We start from the raw sequence: 15192 nt of genomic DNA on the forward strand, positions 1-15192 counted from the left end.
GTAGACGACGAGGTTGATAGGTTCGAGGTGGAAGTGCAGCAATGCATGCAGCTGACGAATACTAATCGGTCGAGGGCTTAACCACACATGTAAGATCAAGGCTGCCATGCAGATGGTATGCCGGGTTTCAATGCAATCGTTCGTTTCGCTGCTAGTTTTCAGGGAATAAGAATTCCTTGCTTTCAAAATTGTTCCCTGATAGCTCAGTTGGTAGAGCACTCGACTGTTAATCGAGTTGTCACAGGTTCGAGTCCTGTTCGGGGAGCCATATGGAGAGGTGTCCGAGTTTGGCCGAAGGAGCACGATTGGAAATCGTGTAGGCGTCACAAGCGTCTCGAGGGTTCGAATCCCTCTCTCTCCGCCACTCTCTTACTTAAGAATTCAAGGCCCGTTGGTCAAGTGGTTAAGACACCTCCCTTTCACGGAGGTAACAGGGGTTCGAGTCCCCTACGGGTCACCATTATTCCTTTATACTTAAAGCTTCATGGAGGCTTAGCTCAGCTGGGAGAGCATCTGCCTTACAAGCAGAGGGTCGGCGGTTCGATCCCGTCAGCCTCCACCATGAACAAACTTTAATATCGCGGGGTGGAGCAGCCCGGTAGCTCGTCGGGCTCATAACCCGAAGGCCGCAGGTTCAAATCCTGCCCCCGCAACCAAACATCCCTATTGTAGCAATTACATAAATATGATAGGTGAAGTTGTTGGTACTTAGTGTGGAGCCGTGGTGTAGTGGCCCAACATGCCTGCCTGTCACGCAGGAGATCGCGGGTTCGAATCCCGTCGGCTCCGCCATATCCTTACAAAAGAGTTCGAGAGGCTCGGTAGCTCAGTCGGTAGAGCAGAGGACTGAAAATCCTCGTGTCGGCGGTTCGATTCCGTCCCGAGCCACCATTTTTACAAATTGAATATGTGCCGTTGTAGCTCAATTGGTAGAGCAACTGACTTGTAATCAGTAGGTTGGGGGTTCAAGTCCTCTCGACGGCACCATGCATTATGGAGGATTAGTGAAGTGGCTAAACACGGCAGACTGTAAATCTGCTCTCTCTGAGTTCGGTGGTTCGAATCCATCATCCTCCACCATATAGGGGCATAGTTTAAAGGTAGAACAAAGGTCTCCAAAACCTTTGGTGTGGGTTCAATTCCTGCTGCCCCTGCCAGTAGAACAAAGTGTGGCGATCGTGGCGAAGGGGTTAACGCACTGGTTTGTGGATCCAGCACTCGCGGGTTCAAGTCCCGTCGGTCGCCCCATACTTTTCTTAAACTACATATTGGGGATTAGCCAAGCGGTAAGGCAACGGACTTTGACTCCGTCACCCCTAGGTTCGAATCCTAGATCCCCAGTACTGGAACCCAGGAAGTAGAAGATTTTAGATAAATATCCTATACTTTCTGTGGATTCCAATTGATATGCGGAAGTGGCTCAGTGGTAGAGCATCGCCTTGCCAAGGCGAGGGTCGCGGGTTCGAACCCCGTCTTCCGCTCCATATTCTTTAAAACTTGTGGCGCCATAGCCAAGTGGTAAGGCAGAGCTCTGCAAAAGCTCTACCCCCAGTTCGAGTCTGGGTGGCGCCTCCACATATCTTTAAGCCGGAGTGGCGGAATCGGCAGACGCACAGGACTTAAAATCCTGCGGTAGGTGACTACCGTACCAGTTCAAGTCTGGTCTTCGGCACCATCTTAGTTTTTAAAATTGCACTTGCGCCCTTAGCTCAGCTGGATAGAGCGTTTGACTACGAATCAAAAGGCCGGGAGTTCGAATCTCTCAGGGCGCGCCATTTTTATAATTGAATAAGCCGGTGTGGCGGAATGGCAGACGCGACGGACTCAAAATCCGTTTCTTGAGAGGGAGTGGGGGTTCGAGTCCCTTCACCGGCATAAGTAAATAAACACCATATGAAGGTCAAATGACCTCCATATGGTGTTTATTTTTTTTGAAGCCACCAAGCATTCTATGTTTAGTAAGGAGACAGCGTACTCAGAGCTTCTGCGTTAGCCTATTTGCTCCGAGACAGATTACTGTAAAGAGATATATATGGATGAGATGGAGGCCTTCCTGAGGAAGCTCCACTTCTAAACGAAACTTCGCTGTTAGGGTCATAGATCCATCGCGATGGTTTTTAATGACTCTTCAAAGTTCATGCGAAGCTATAAGCATGCACGATACTAAACAGCGATTGACAAAATAGAGGAACTGACTAATAATAATTGATAATCATTATCATTGTTTTAAGATATAATTAATTCAAATAGATTGTGGATCAGATCGGAGTGAAATGCAAAGATGAAGCTGGAAGATCATATTGTCGCATGGAATTATGCTGCTGTTAAAGTACTGGATATTCGACATGCTGTGATGGAGCCTGGGGACAAGCTGCAAGGCTATATATTACCTGCAAGTGGATTTATCTACTGTGTACGGGGGACGGCCAGCTTGAATCTCAACGGCATAGAATACGATGCAGACCGTCACTTTATTATGCATGGTGGCAAGGGCATGAGACTAAGCATAGAGGTAAGGAAGGTGTTTGAATACTATTTATTATTCTATAGAGCCTCCTTGCCAGGAAGAAAGGATTTAGCAAGACTTTTGGAACGCAGCAATCCATTTCGGATGCAGTATGGCTTCGAGTCTTTGGAGCCATTGCCACTGCAATATCAACTAATGGCAATGGAACAACTCTGGGCACAAGGAAGCCTATTGGAAAGAATTCAAGTTAAAGGCTTATTCCATCAGTTTATACATGAATTGTTGAAGCAGTTTACAAAGGATGGAATTGACCTCAGGCAACCGGATGTCATTGGGCAGGTTGTCCGTTATGTTGAGGAGCATTATCGTCATAATTTATCACTAGAATCTATAGCGGAGCAATTTAATTATAGCCCTCGTCATTTATCAACCCGCTTTAAAGGGGAGACGGGGTTTAGCGTAATCGAATATTTGATACGATTCCGGCTTCAACATGCAGAAGCGCTCTTACGATGTACCGATGCTCCACTTCGCGATATTGCAGAAGAAGTTGGATATAGCGATGTATATTACTTCAGTCGTATCTTCAGTAAATATTATGGACAATCTCCCATCCGATTCCGCAAGGAAAGCAGGCAGGTGAGCTTATCGGAGAATCGTCCATTTACCACCGCCAGATTCTCCATTGGCGAGAACATATCCTCCCGATATAATGTATTTGAATATGATAATCATTATCATAATAAAATAATCGGAGGGTCTTCACCTATGCGAATAACAAAGACATCAAGTTTTATTGTAGCGATGCTGCTTAGCTTTACTTTACTTTTAAGTGCATGTGGATCTGCAAACGTTGCTTCTAATGCCGCGAATTCTAATGGATCCAAAGCTTCTGAAGTTACATCATCACCAGCCAATAATTCAACTGCAACTGACAATACAAATAAAGAGGCTCAGACAAGAACCATCTCTACGATAAAGGGAGATATTGTCGTTCCAGCTAATCCAGAGAGAGTTGTTGTGTTATACCTTCAAGGGGATCTTGTTGCACTCGGCATTAAGCCAGTAGGTACTTCGAGTGTCTTTGAAGGAGCGGCCTTTGCAGAAGAGCTGGGGGGGATTGAAAATCTAGGTTCATGGTATGAGCCTAATCCAGAGGCTATTATGGCAGTAAAGCCGGACTTGATCATAGCTGCTTCCGAAGAAACTTACGAAATCCTTAAGGATATTGCACCGACCGTTCCAATACCTTATGAAAAAATGGCCACGGATGAACGTGTAATGAAGATTGGCGAGGTATTTGGCAAGGAGAAGGAGGCACAGGCTCTATTAGATAATTTCCACGAGAAGTTGGAGAGGAGTAAGAAGAAACTTGATGAACTTGGAATTTTAGATAAGACAGTAACCATTATCGAGGGCGGCAAAAAAGAGATGGCGGTTATCGATAGCAAGCTTTATGGAAGAGGCTCTCAGATCATTTATGAATATTTAGGACTAAAAGCACCAGAGATTCTTCAGAAGAAGATTGATGGCAGGGAGAAGGCTACTGGAGGGTTTGTATCCTTAGAGGTGTTACCTGAGTATATAGGAGACATCGTGTTCCGCTCTGTATGGGATGGGGCTGATGATTTGTCGGACAATCCAATTTGGAACAGCATTCCAGCAATTAAAGAAGGTAGATTGATCGAAATTGGGTTTGATTTTTCATATTATTCCGATATCTACTCTCTTGATAAGCAGCTTGATTTTGTAGTTGAGAAGCTAGTGTCAGCGTATGAAAAAAAATAGAAAGCTAGATGATAGAACAACCGTTATCCCTGAATTAAGAGGGAAATCGTATTTCGGTCTGTTTTTACTCCTAGGGATACTGCTGCTGCTGCTTTCGGTAGCAGCTTCTATCTCTTTTGGCTCTGCTTCCATGAGCCTGAAGATGGCATGGAGAGCGATTTTTAATTTTGATCCTGAACTGACCGAGCATCAGATCATTCATGCCCTTCGTATTCCGCGTACGGCGGCTGATATTATTGCGGGCATGTGTCTCGCGGTAGCAGGAGCGGTTATGCAAGGCTATACGCGAAATCCCTTAGCGGATTCGGGATTAATGGGAGTAAATGCAGGAGCAGCTCTTGCAATGGCCGTTACACTAGTTTTCCTTCCAGGGCAACTGCAGACGACAACCTTGCTAGTTAGTTTTATTGGCGCAGGACTTGGTGCAGGATTAACGTATCTTGCCGCTTCACTGAATCGTTCAGGAATGACACCTCAACGACTGGTGCTAGCTGGAATATCATTTACAATGCTATTTGGAGCTATGGGATCATTTATCTCATTAAACTATGGAATTGGTCGTGCCCTTGCTTATTGGACTTCGGGTAGTGTGGCAGGAGCGACATGGATGGAAATTAAGCTAGTTATTCCTTGGTTCTTAGGTGGGTTGGCTTTGTCACTATTCATTGCACGCTCTATCACTGTTTTAAACTTGGGGGAAGAGATCGCGAAAGGCTTCGGGCAACGGATTGTTCTCGTTAAGATGATAGCTACGCTTGCGGTTCTTTTACTTGCGGGTGTAGCTGTTGCACTGGTAGGGCCAATCGGCTTTGTAGGGCTGATTGTACCGCATATCATGCGTTTTTTTGTAGGTGTAGATTATCGTTATATTATTCCGGCATCAGCCATTTACGGCGGCGCACTTATGGTTGTGGCGGATATCGCTGGAAGGCTGATTAATCGTCCGGCAGAGACAGCATTGGGTATTATTTTTGCAATGATTGGTGTTCCTTTCTTCTTGCTAATTGCGAGCAAAGAGAGGAGAGCTTTCAAATGAATGTTGTTAAATCGTATAAGGCGACAATATGGATTGTATCTCTCTTAGTACTGCTTATTACAGGAGCTATTCTTAGTCTTAATATGGGAAAGGTGTCTCTCAATCCGCTTGAAGTATTTCAAGTATTGCTTGGACAGGGTCCAGATGAGCATAATCTTGTTGTTTATAAGTTTCGTCTTCCCCGGATCGTATTAGCGATACTTGTTGGATTTGGGATGGCACTGGCAGGAGCTGTTATGCAGGCGTTGCTGCGCAATGATCTGGCTGATCCCGGCATGCTTGGTATTAGCTCAGGTTCAGGTCTTATGGTGTTGCTAATTATCTCAACTGTAAGTATTCAAGGCGCCGCTATAACATTATTACTGCCATCTATGGCATTCGTGGGTGGTTTGCTGGCAGCAGTTCTGATATATGTTCTAGCCTATAGAAAGCGTCGTATGATTTCTTCTACACGACTTGTCTTGACTGGTGTTGCGATTAATATGGGGTTAAGTGCTCTGACGTTATTTCTGACTTTAAAGCTTGATGATCAGAAGTATGAGTTTGCACAGCGTTGGCAAGCAGGATACTTATGGGGAGACAAGTGGTCTTATATCAGCTTGCTGGTACCGTGGGTATTGTTGCTATTCGCATATATTTATTCCAATTTTCGGACATTGAACGTTTTGGTGCTAGGCAACGACATTTCGATAGGATTAGGAGTCGCTGTAAAGCGGAAATTTTTGCGCCTGGCGATTGCGGCTGTAGGCATTGCTTCTGGCTGTGTAGCGTTGGGGGGCTCGATCTTCTTTATTGGATTGATTAGTCCGCATGTGGCTCGCAAGCTGGTAGGTCACGACTACAAAGTACTTCTACCAGCTTCAGCGCTTATTGGTGCACTATTGCTGCTTGTAGCGGATACGATTGCTCGAACGGTCAGCTTTAAGTCGGATATTCCAGCAGGGATTATTGTAACACTTCTGAGTGTGCCTTACTTCCTATATCTATTGATGCGCTCAAAATGAATATCGATTATTACTCCGGCTGGATATTGACCCCATACCCCTATTTCTCTTCCTTCTTGGACTTATCTTCTTCTATCTTCAGAATAGCATGTGCGACTCAAAATCCGTTTCTTGAGATGGAGTGGGGTTCGAGTCCCTTCACCGGCATAAGTAACTGTAAACCATAACAAGGTCAATTGACCTTGTATGGTTTTTTCTTTTTGGCACTTACTCACCATTGTTTGAAATTTTCATGGATCGTGGTTTAGCAGGCACCTTTCCCGTGCATGTGAATAGGTTAATACGAGGAATAGGCAATAACCCGGCAAGCTGGGAATGACTCATTCAACCTATGCACATGAAGAAGGGGACGAAAAGCATGTATCCGCATGAACAATCCAATGTTATCTTTCAGGCCGACCCATCTCATATCGATATATTAAGATATATTAAGGACAGTAATCACTCGATCTGCAGTCAGTATTTGGGGCACCCAGTGAGGGTAGAGACGATTGACGGACACGTATTCGAGGGAGTTATTGTCTATATGGATGGACGTAACTTACATCTACAGGTTCAAGAACAAAATCGGGCATTCTACAATCCGGTTGCTGCGACAATTTTACCATTGGTTCTTTATGAGCTGCTGGTTATTACTTTACTTTCGGGCAGGTAGGTATTTGAGCTTTATAAAAATAGCTTTCATCTTCAGCGTTTTCATTGTGTATCTCAATATATCTGAATACATCTCAATACATTCAATACATTCAATACACTCAATACACTCATTACCTTTGCCCCCTTGTTCTCCGGATTACCGGTAAAGAACAGGGGGATTTTTTGTGAGCATTTGTTCATCAAATTCGGATGATTCTTGGTTGATAATATAAAAAGTTAACTAAATATAATCAATTAAAATATCTTATAAAATTGCTATTTTTTGAAAGGTTTTTCATGAATTTAAAGATTGATTTGATATTTTTGTTGATATATAATTTAAATATTAAAATAAAACAATGGGAGATCTGAACGATCATGCAGAATCAAACATTACAAGCGGCGTTCCGTAAAGTTAAGATTACACCAGAAGAGCCAGCTCCGTTACAGGGCTATGATCCAAATGTGTATGTTGCCTACCCTGAGAAGGATATTATGGATGATTTATTTGCACGTGTTCTCGTATTAGACGACGGAGACAAGCGTCATGTACTTGTTAGCGTGGATTGCTGTTTGACTAATGAAGTAACGTTTCAGGCTGCGGATCCTAGTGGTGAGCTGTGGAAATATCGTCATTTTCTTCAGACTTTCCCTGAGGGAACTAGAGAAAAGTGGGGGAAAACTGCAGGAGCGGCAGAATCGGCTGTTTCCGTACATGCAACCCACACACACAGTGCACCTGAGCATTTCAGTGAGAAGTATACGCTTCGTATTGACCGTGCTATACAAGAAGCTGTAGACGATCTTCAACCGGTTCGAATTCGCGCCGCTTCTGGAGATTGCGGTATTTCCGTTAACCGCCGTCCTAATCTGCAGCATAATGATAGGTTGCCGATCGACAAAGCCTTAAATGTTATTGTATTTGAAACTTATGATGGTAAATCACTTGGGGGAATTGTAAACTGTGCGGTTCATCCCACTCTGCTAATGAATCCTCTGAATCGGGTTTCTACGGAGTTTGTCGGGCTTGCGATGAATGAATGGGAAGATGAAGTGGGAGCTGGCTTTGTATCGCTCTTCATTCAAGGATTCCTGGGTGATGTAGGTCCCGTCGATCATTACCGGACAGAGACTTACGATACGTATCCATGGGTTAAGGAAATGGGCCATGAGTTATTTCAGGCAATTACGAAAATTACAGGGAATCTGCAGGGCATTGCTGAGCTTCCTTTAATAAGCCTAGAGAAGAAAGTAAGTCTTCCTACAAAGCATGGGTATTTCAAGCCTTTTATAGATGTAACTTTGCATGGTGTTCGAATGGGCGAGGTAGTTATTTTTTCTGCATCTGCGGAGGTGTTTAATGGGTATGTAGGTTTGATTGAACCTCATTCTCCTGCTGCATTTACTTTGTTTTCAGGTGTAGCCAACGGGTACTGTGGTTATCTGCCAACCCCTGAAGCTTTTGGAGATGAGCTTGGTGGTTACGAAATGAATACGACTCCATATAAACTGGAATCATGTGATCTGTTTATTCAAAGCGCTGTTGAACTGGCGCAAGGCTTGAGATGAGACTTGGTTTGACTTGACTTAACCTGGCTTGGCTTAACTTGGCTGGATACTTTTCGGGCAAGGATGGGCGAAACAGATATAAAGAATTCAGCTCCAGAGGCACCCTCGTACTCGACGAGGGCGCCTCTGGACTGTAGGCTAATTTCCTAAATATCTTTTATACTCTGAAGGAAGAACACCGACGATTTTTTTGAATAGTTTCGAAAAGTGCTTGGAGCTCTGGTAGCCAACCAAATTTGTGATTTCATATAGCTTCAATTCATCTTGTTTCAGTAAGCTTTTAGCTAATTCTATTCTTTGTTCTATTACATAATCTATGAAGTTTTGTCCCGTTGCTTGTTTGAATAATACACTCAAGTAGCTGGCATTCATTTGAACATGTTCGGCAACGGATTGTAAAGTTAGATTATTATTTAAGTTATCATGGATATATCTTTTGATCTTTGTGAAGAAATGTGGATCTAGCTTGCTGCGATTATCCATAATTTGTTTAAGACTCATTTCAGCAAAGCAAATTAAAGATGCGATGAGCTCCTGGGAGGTTGGTTTATCTAAAGCTTTATCGACAATTTCTGACAAAGATAGATGGCTAATTTGCTCTAAGCTCGTACCATTAAGAATGACAAACTCCTCTATGCGCATTAGAAGTTCCATATAATACTGTTCCAAGTAGTGGGGGACATCCTCTAATGAATCTAGATTATTAAATCCTCGTTCGATGGTTCCTTTGATTTTATCCATATCCCCATGCTGAAGCAAAACGAACAGTTCTTTACCCGTACCTATGGATTTAGAAGAAATCAGATTAGAGTTTTGCCAGATTATTTTGTTCTGAAAGATTGACTTAAATTTGACGGATAGCTTAGCCTGGCTCCAGGCCATTTGAAGTTGATGAAATTGTTCAAATATAGGACTATTTCCAATGAATATTTTGATTCTGGTACATTTATGGATAAATTGAATCATAGTCTCTTCAAGTAAGATCAGGATCTCTAGCAGCTCTTCTTTACTAGACCCCCAAGTTAACACGATGATTTGACCGTCTTCTCCGCGCATTACCTTACCATTCTCAGCAATAATCTCTTCTGCAGTTTTGAACAAAAAGTAGCGGTACGTGCTGCGATCCCTATGTTCCTCTTCAGGAATTTGAAAATGTAAGGCTGAAAAAGAATAAACCTGCATCTGGCTTGGAATTCCTAACTCGTAAAGCTTACTTTCACACTCTTCAACTTCATATAGATTTCCATGGGCCAACTGATGGATCCAGAACTCTCTTAAATTCTGATTTTGTTCATTTTCTTTTAACTTATTATGAAATTCATCAGAAATTAAAGTTTGAACACGCAGTAGTTGATTGCTTAACAGATCTGAGTCAATAGGCTTCATTAAATAGTCAAGTGCTCCCATGAGCAGCATGGAGCGTACATATTCAAACTCACTATGACCACTTAATACAAGGCAGTGTGGAGTTTGAGCTTGCTTTTTTAGCTCTGTGAACAAGGAAATTCCATCCATATGAGGCATCGAAATATCTGTGATGATAAGGTCAGGCTTATTGTCTTTAATGACAGCAAGTGCCTCAATTCCATTAACTGCTGTGCCAACAACGATCCATTGTGGCGCTATTCTTTGAATAATTGTTTGCAGGCCTTTTCGAATTAATGGCTCATCATCGATAATAACTAATTTAAACTGTTCCATCCAGCGTTAGCTCCTTTTCTTGGGAATCGGATGACAGAGGAATAAAAAGTGTGATTTTTGTGCCTTGATGTTCTTCGCTCTCCACTTTTAGCCCATATCTTTTTCCGTACGTATAGATCATGCGTTGATTAATATTAATAAGGCCAATGCCATTCTGAGTACTTACATAAGGTGATTGCAATAGTAATTCTATTTTTTTTAACTTTTCCTCTGAGATGCCTGACCCATTATCAAGAACGGTAATCCGCAGGTGTGATTCGTCTTCTTCTCTTTCGATTGTAATTTGAATGTCTCCTGAATGAAATAACAAGCTTAAGCCATGAAGAATACTATTTTCCACTAAAGGTTGGATCAAAAATGCAAGTATTGGAGTAGATAGCAAGGTTGGATTGCATTCAATTGAATAGCGGAGCGGATAAGGCATTCGCATCGATTGCAAGTATAAGTAATTGTGGATATAGGTGATTTCCTCTTGCAATGTGATCCAGCGTTTTTGCTGCATATTTTCATTTAATAATTTTCCCAAGGCGGTTATCATAGAAACTGATTGTTTGTTTCCTTCTATTTCACAAACCATTCTTATGGATTCTAACGTATTAAATAGGAAATGGGGGCTGATTTGACTTTGCAAGGCAGCAAATTCAGCTTCCTTCTGATGTATTTCTGTTATATAAGTTTTGTTGATCAAGTCTTTGATTTGAGTAAGCATATAGTTAAAGCTGTTGCCCAGATGGTATATTTCATCTCTTGATTTTGTGTGAAAACTAAGATTAAACTCACCAGATTCAGCTTGCTTCATTAGCCTTTGTAAATGCTGAAGTGGTTTTGTGATTTTTTGAGAAAACCAGTTGGAAAAGACCATCGCTGATACAATAGCAGCAAGCATAATAATGAGAGAAATAAGCACCAGATCTGCGCGATGCGTGACAGAATCAATGGGAACGCTGATGATTAGCTTCCAATCCACATTGGATAATTCACTTTCCCCGATTAACCAGTCTTTGGGACTTGGCAATTCGAAATGAGTCGTGTTTTCTTCGGAGTGCGTGGAATAAATAATGTGATTAGAAGCACTGACAATTCGAACAATAGCGCCTTCTCCGATAGTGATTGTGCTTAACAAATCATTCATTTTGTTCAATTTGATATCAAGCACGAGCATGGCGTAAGGCTTATTAGTTTCAAATACATTCAGCAGCCGATAAATGGAAAATACTTGGTTGTGGGCTTCAGGGTTGTATGTCAGCGGGATGGAAATGGTTTCGGATACAATGTATTTTCCTCTCGCTTTTTTGCTTTCTTCATAATAAGGTAATTCGAGTATGGGCAGATTATATTCCTTTTGATTTTTTTGAAAATAATCAAGCCTATTTCTGTTATTATCCAATATATGAACGCCAGTAATATCATCTGGTTTGGATAATAGTAAATTATTGTTGACATAGGTTTGGAGAGTGAGAAGCTGAGCGAAATTCAATGAAGTAATCGGATTTTTTGTAAGAATCTCTTCAAGCTCACTAGGATTGCCTGCAGGGCTAGTATGATACAAAGGAAGTAAGGTTAGAGCTATCAGGTCATGCAAATACTGATCGAGATTATAATTAATTTGTTTGGCGATTTCAAGGGTGGTTCTTTCCATGTTCCTCTTAACATCTTTAATGTAAACAAAATAGTTACAATAGCTGACTAATGAGATGAGAGCAATTATGAGTATCGTGTAGGAAAGATTCAACTTTCTTTTGTACGTAAAAAACATTTGAATACCCTCTTTATATGTCAGTTGTAATTTTTTTCTATTATAGCATGATGTGAAGGAAGAAAGTCTAGGTACGATAAACATAATCTAAAAAATAAGCCCCTTTCCAAAGAAAGTGTCGTTTCATCTAAAATTTATTTATGTAATACTCTATTTGTACCACAAACTAGCCAAAGAGGTGTAGAGATGAAGAAAGCTGTATCCATGTTCATTTTCTTTTGTTGCTCGGTGTTAATCCTATCTGCTTGCAGTACGAAGGAAAATGATAATAAGGTGAATTCCTCCATAAATCCTGTCGATAAGCCTAAGGAAATTAAATTAAAGGTTTCACTAACGACAGATGATCTTACAGGTATAGAGCAGCTTGCCAAGGATTTTGAAGCACAAAATAAGGGGGTAACGGTTCAAATAACACGGGCCCCCGACGCTCAGTTCCAACAAACGCTCAATGCGGGCCTGGCGACTCAAGACGCACCGGATTTATTCTTGCAATGGCCGGGAGCAAGTGCGGTCGGTATAGCCATCCAAGCAGGTTATATGACAGATTTAAGCTCACTTGAGCCTGTTTCGAAGATCGATAAAGGATTGTTGACTTCATTCTCTGCGGAAGACAAAGTATACGCCATCCCATGGGCGAAAAACTTCTTAGGGGTTTACTATAACAAAACCTTGTTTGATAAAAATGGCTTGAAGGTTCCGACAAACTGGAATGATTTGCTTGAAGCGGCTGAACAATTAAAAGCTGCCGGTGTTACCCCGTTTGCTTTTCCTGAAAAGGATAGTAACAGTATGTTTCTGTGGTTTGCGCTTGCGCCTTCTACCGTCTATGCCAAAGATATAGATTGGGATCGCAAACGGTATGCGAACGAAGTCAAATTTGCCAGTTCCGAATATTGGAAAGCAACAGCCGATCAATTCAAATTATTATTTGAAAAAGGATACTTGGGCAAAGATGTCAATGGGATTAGCACTGATGCTGCCAAGGCTATGATAGCTGAAGGGAAGGCAGCGATGATCGTTGATGGAAATTGGGGTGTTGGCGACTATGAGAAGATAGCTGAGAAAGCAGGTATTGTCATGGGGATGTTCCCTTTACCTGGTAATCAGGCAGGAGAGACAACTTGGCTGTCAGCCGCACCTTCTACAGGACTTGGTTTATGGTCAGGCAGCGAGAATCAAGAGACTGCCAAAAAATTTATCGAATTTATTTATGCTGATGAAAATGTGCCGACTTTAATCGGTCAGGGACAATTCTCTACACTAAGCACAGTAAACATGGAGAGTAATCCAATTTTTAATGATATTCTAAACGCAGCTCAGAATGGTCCCACCTATCAGTTTCTGGATGTAGGTCAACCCAAGGAACCATCGAGCGAAGCGTTTATAAGTGAAACGCAAGCTGTTTTGGGAGGCGCCTCGACTTTTGAGAAAGTGTTGGAAGTAGCCGATAAATCATGGGATAAAGCTGTTTCATCAAAAAAATAAACTTACTAAGGGAGAGTGAATTACATGACACGAAGATGGAAACTACATGAAGTGTCGTATCTGTTCGCGCTTCCTGCACTTCTCTTTTACTGTAGTTTTGTTATTTACCCAGCGCTGCAGAGTTTTTATCTGGCTTTAACGAACTGGAATGGCCTCGATCCCAATTATAAATTCGTTGGATTACAAAATTTCATCGGCTTATTAGATGAATCCAAGTTTATTGCAGCGATTCAGAATACCTTAGTGTTTGCTATAGGCTTGACATTGGGACAAATAGTCATAGGACTAATATTAGCTAATCTGGTGAATCGTGGAGTTAAATCAGACAATCTATTTCGGACACTATTTTTTAGCCCGCAAGTGATTAGTCTCTTGGCAACCGGATATATTTGGTCTTATATTTTCGATCCCTTCAATGGCAGTCTGAATACTATTCTGGGGAAAATAGGACTTTCATCCTTACAGAACGATTGGTTAGGAAGTCTGGATCTGGCCATCTGGTCTATCATTAGCGTAGGTATTTGGCATGGTGCTGGCTGGTGTATGGTTATTTTTCTGGCGAATTTGCAATCTATTCCCAAAGAATTGTACGAAGCTACTGTTATTGACGGTGCTTCAAGCAAACAAAAGTTCTGGTATGTAACAATTCCACTCCTGGCTCCAGCATTTACAATTACTGTGGTTACTGGGATGATTGCCGGTTTGAAAACCTTCGATCTGGTCATGACCATGACCAAGGGCGGACCTGGGTACGCTACGCAAAGCATTAGTTCTGTCATGTACTTAACTGCGTTTACTTCAAACAAATTTGGAGAAGCAACTGCCATGGGAATTGTTATGTTCCTCGCCATTTTATTTATTACCGCCTGTCAGCTTATGATTTTAAAGAAGAGGGAGGTGGAGATGTGATACAGGAAAGAAGGCTATGGATTCGATGGATGCAATACTTGACCTTAAGCTTCTTCACCATCGTTTATTTTTATCCTCTGATTATGCTGCTTTCTTTTTCGGTAAAAAAAAATGAGGATATGTACTCCAATCCTTTTGGTTTTGTGGGTCCGATGCGCTTTGAAAATTATGCAGAAGCTTGGAACATATCAAATTATCATGTTGCTTTGTTAAACAGCACCTATATTACAATTATCAGCGTAATAGTCATCATTCTGATAGGTTCTATGGCTTCATATCCGCTGGCCCGAAGACAAGGGAAAATATCTGCTTTCCTTCAAGGATTGTTTGTTGCCGGGTTGATTGTTCCGATGCAGCTGAATATAATTCCCCTATTTAAATTAATTAATTCGCTGGGATTAAATAAATCTCCGCTTGGGGTCATTTTCATGTATATTGCTTTTGGAATGCCTATTACCGTTTTTCTGATTACTCAATTTATACGATCCCTGCCAAGGGAGTTAGAAGAAGCTGCAAGAATGGATGGATGCAGTGGAATGGGAGTTTTTTTGCGAATTCTTTCTCCTTTATTGAAACCCATTTTGGCAACCGTGTTTATTCTGCAGTTTTTATCGATCTGGAATGATTTTTTCCTACCTATTGTTTTCTTGAATTCTGATAAATTAAAAACGGTCCAGGTTGCAGTCTATTCTTTTGTTGGCCGTTATACGAATGATTGGTCACATATGTTTCCGATGATGGTCCTTAGCATTGCCCCTGTGCTATTGCTCTATATATCTTTTCAAAAGTATATTATTTCCGGTATTATGTCTGGTGCTGTGAAGGGGTAAGGGAAATAATT

The 15192-nt window shown here is 41.7% G+C and carries 10 protein-coding genes, 17 tRNA genes and 1 rRNA gene; 26 read left to right on the forward strand and 2 right to left on the reverse strand.

Annotated features, from left to right (window positions below; genetic code table 11):
- From J2Z66_RS40860 to J2Z66_RS40970, 23 genes are all read left to right on the forward strand, one after another.
- A 23S ribosomal RNA gene (locus tag J2Z66_RS40860) occupies positions 1–85 on the forward strand; the annotation flags it as partial.
- 107 nt (positions 86–192) lie between these two features.
- A tRNA-Asn gene (locus J2Z66_RS40865) sits at positions 193–268 on the forward strand.
- Positions 269–271: 3 nt separating this feature from the next.
- A tRNA-Ser gene (locus tag J2Z66_RS40870) sits at positions 272–364 on the forward strand.
- A gap of 21 nt (positions 365–385) precedes the next feature.
- Positions 386–460, forward strand: a tRNA-Glu gene (locus J2Z66_RS40875).
- Between the two features lie 26 nt (positions 461–486).
- Positions 487–562: transfer RNA gene (locus J2Z66_RS40880), tRNA-Val, on the forward strand.
- 17 nt (positions 563–579) lie between these two features.
- Positions 580–656, forward strand: a tRNA-Met gene (locus tag J2Z66_RS40885).
- Between the two features lie 59 nt (positions 657–715).
- Positions 716–792 (forward strand) — tRNA-Asp (locus J2Z66_RS40890).
- Between the two features lie 23 nt (positions 793–815).
- Positions 816–891, forward strand: a tRNA-Phe gene (locus tag J2Z66_RS40895).
- 20 nt (positions 892–911) lie between these two features.
- Positions 912–987: transfer RNA gene (locus J2Z66_RS40900), tRNA-Thr, on the forward strand.
- Positions 988–995: 8 nt separating this feature from the next.
- A tRNA-Tyr gene (locus J2Z66_RS40905) sits at positions 996–1080 on the forward strand.
- A gap of 3 nt (positions 1081–1083) precedes the next feature.
- Positions 1084–1157: transfer RNA gene (locus tag J2Z66_RS40910), tRNA-Trp, on the forward strand.
- Positions 1158–1172: 15 nt separating this feature from the next.
- Positions 1173–1248, forward strand: a tRNA-His gene (locus J2Z66_RS40915).
- Positions 1249–1269: 21 nt separating this feature from the next.
- A tRNA-Gln gene (locus J2Z66_RS40920) sits at positions 1270–1341 on the forward strand.
- A gap of 68 nt (positions 1342–1409) precedes the next feature.
- Positions 1410–1484: transfer RNA gene (locus J2Z66_RS40925), tRNA-Gly, on the forward strand.
- A gap of 17 nt (positions 1485–1501) precedes the next feature.
- Positions 1502–1575, forward strand: a tRNA-Cys gene (locus J2Z66_RS40930).
- Between the two features lie 11 nt (positions 1576–1586).
- Positions 1587–1675, forward strand: a tRNA-Leu gene (locus J2Z66_RS40935).
- A 23-nt stretch (positions 1676–1698) separates the two neighbouring features.
- Positions 1699–1775: transfer RNA gene (locus J2Z66_RS40940), tRNA-Arg, on the forward strand.
- A 17-nt stretch (positions 1776–1792) separates the two neighbouring features.
- Positions 1793–1875 (forward strand) — tRNA-Leu (locus J2Z66_RS40945).
- 406 nt (positions 1876–2281) lie between these two features.
- Positions 2282–4255, forward strand: coding sequence for an AraC family transcriptional regulator (locus J2Z66_RS40950; protein WP_209979605.1), 1974 nt, complete (start codon positions 2282–2284; stop codon positions 4253–4255).
- The gene (locus tag J2Z66_RS40955; RefSeq protein ID WP_209979607.1) at positions 4242–5291 is read left to right on the forward strand and encodes a FecCD family ABC transporter permease; all 1050 of its coding nucleotides are present in this window, start codon (positions 4242–4244) and stop codon (positions 5289–5291) included. The genes J2Z66_RS40950 and J2Z66_RS40955 overlap by 14 nt, the downstream gene beginning before the upstream one ends.
- Positions 5288–6295, forward strand: a complete 1008-nt coding sequence (locus J2Z66_RS40960) for a FecCD family ABC transporter permease (protein WP_209979609.1) — start codon at positions 5288–5290, stop codon at positions 6293–6295. Before J2Z66_RS40955 ends, J2Z66_RS40960 begins: the two co-directional genes overlap by 4 nt.
- Positions 6296–6653: 358 nt before the next feature.
- A complete protein-coding gene (locus tag J2Z66_RS40965; protein WP_209979611.1) occupies positions 6654–6950 on the forward strand; it encodes a hypothetical protein in 297 nt (98 codons plus the stop codon).
- Between the two features lie 359 nt (positions 6951–7309).
- Positions 7310–8500, forward strand: coding sequence for a hypothetical protein (locus J2Z66_RS40970; protein WP_209979613.1), 1191 nt, complete (start codon positions 7310–7312; stop codon positions 8498–8500).
- Positions 8501–8638: 138 nt separating this feature from the next.
- Here the strand turns inward: J2Z66_RS40970 and J2Z66_RS40975 are convergent, their stop codons facing one another.
- Complete coding sequence (locus J2Z66_RS40975; RefSeq protein WP_209979615.1) at positions 8639–10201, reverse strand: response regulator; 1563 nt, start codon at positions 10199–10201, stop codon at positions 8639–8641.
- Entirely contained in the window at positions 10188–11840 is a 1653-nt protein-coding gene (locus J2Z66_RS40980) for a sensor histidine kinase (protein ID WP_209979617.1), read from the reverse strand. Before J2Z66_RS40980 ends, J2Z66_RS40975 begins: the two co-directional genes overlap by 14 nt.
- A 303-nt stretch (positions 11841–12143) precedes the next feature.
- On the opposite strand from J2Z66_RS40980, the gene J2Z66_RS40985 reads away from it, so the two are divergent.
- The 3 genes from J2Z66_RS40985 to J2Z66_RS40995 are packed head-to-tail and all read left to right on the forward strand — an operon-like array spanning position 12144 to position 15181.
- Positions 12144–13442: an ABC transporter substrate-binding protein gene (locus tag J2Z66_RS40985; protein ID WP_209979619.1), complete on the forward strand. Its 1299-nt coding sequence runs from the start codon at positions 12144–12146 to the stop codon at positions 13440–13442.
- Positions 13443–13466: 24 nt separating this feature from the next.
- Entirely contained in the window at positions 13467–14351 is an 885-nt protein-coding gene (locus tag J2Z66_RS40990) for a carbohydrate ABC transporter permease (protein WP_209979621.1), read from the forward strand.
- The gene (locus tag J2Z66_RS40995) at positions 14348–15181 is read left to right on the forward strand and encodes a carbohydrate ABC transporter permease (RefSeq protein ID WP_209979623.1); all 834 of its coding nucleotides are present in this window, start codon (positions 14348–14350) and stop codon (positions 15179–15181) included. Before J2Z66_RS40990 ends, J2Z66_RS40995 begins: the two co-directional genes overlap by 4 nt.
- Positions 15182–15192 lie beyond the last annotated feature (11 nt).

This window comes from Paenibacillus eucommiae (genome assembly GCF_017874215.1).
GTDB classification, from domain to species: domain Bacteria; phylum Bacillota; class Bacilli; order Paenibacillales; family NBRC-103111; genus Paenibacillus_AI; species Paenibacillus_AI eucommiae.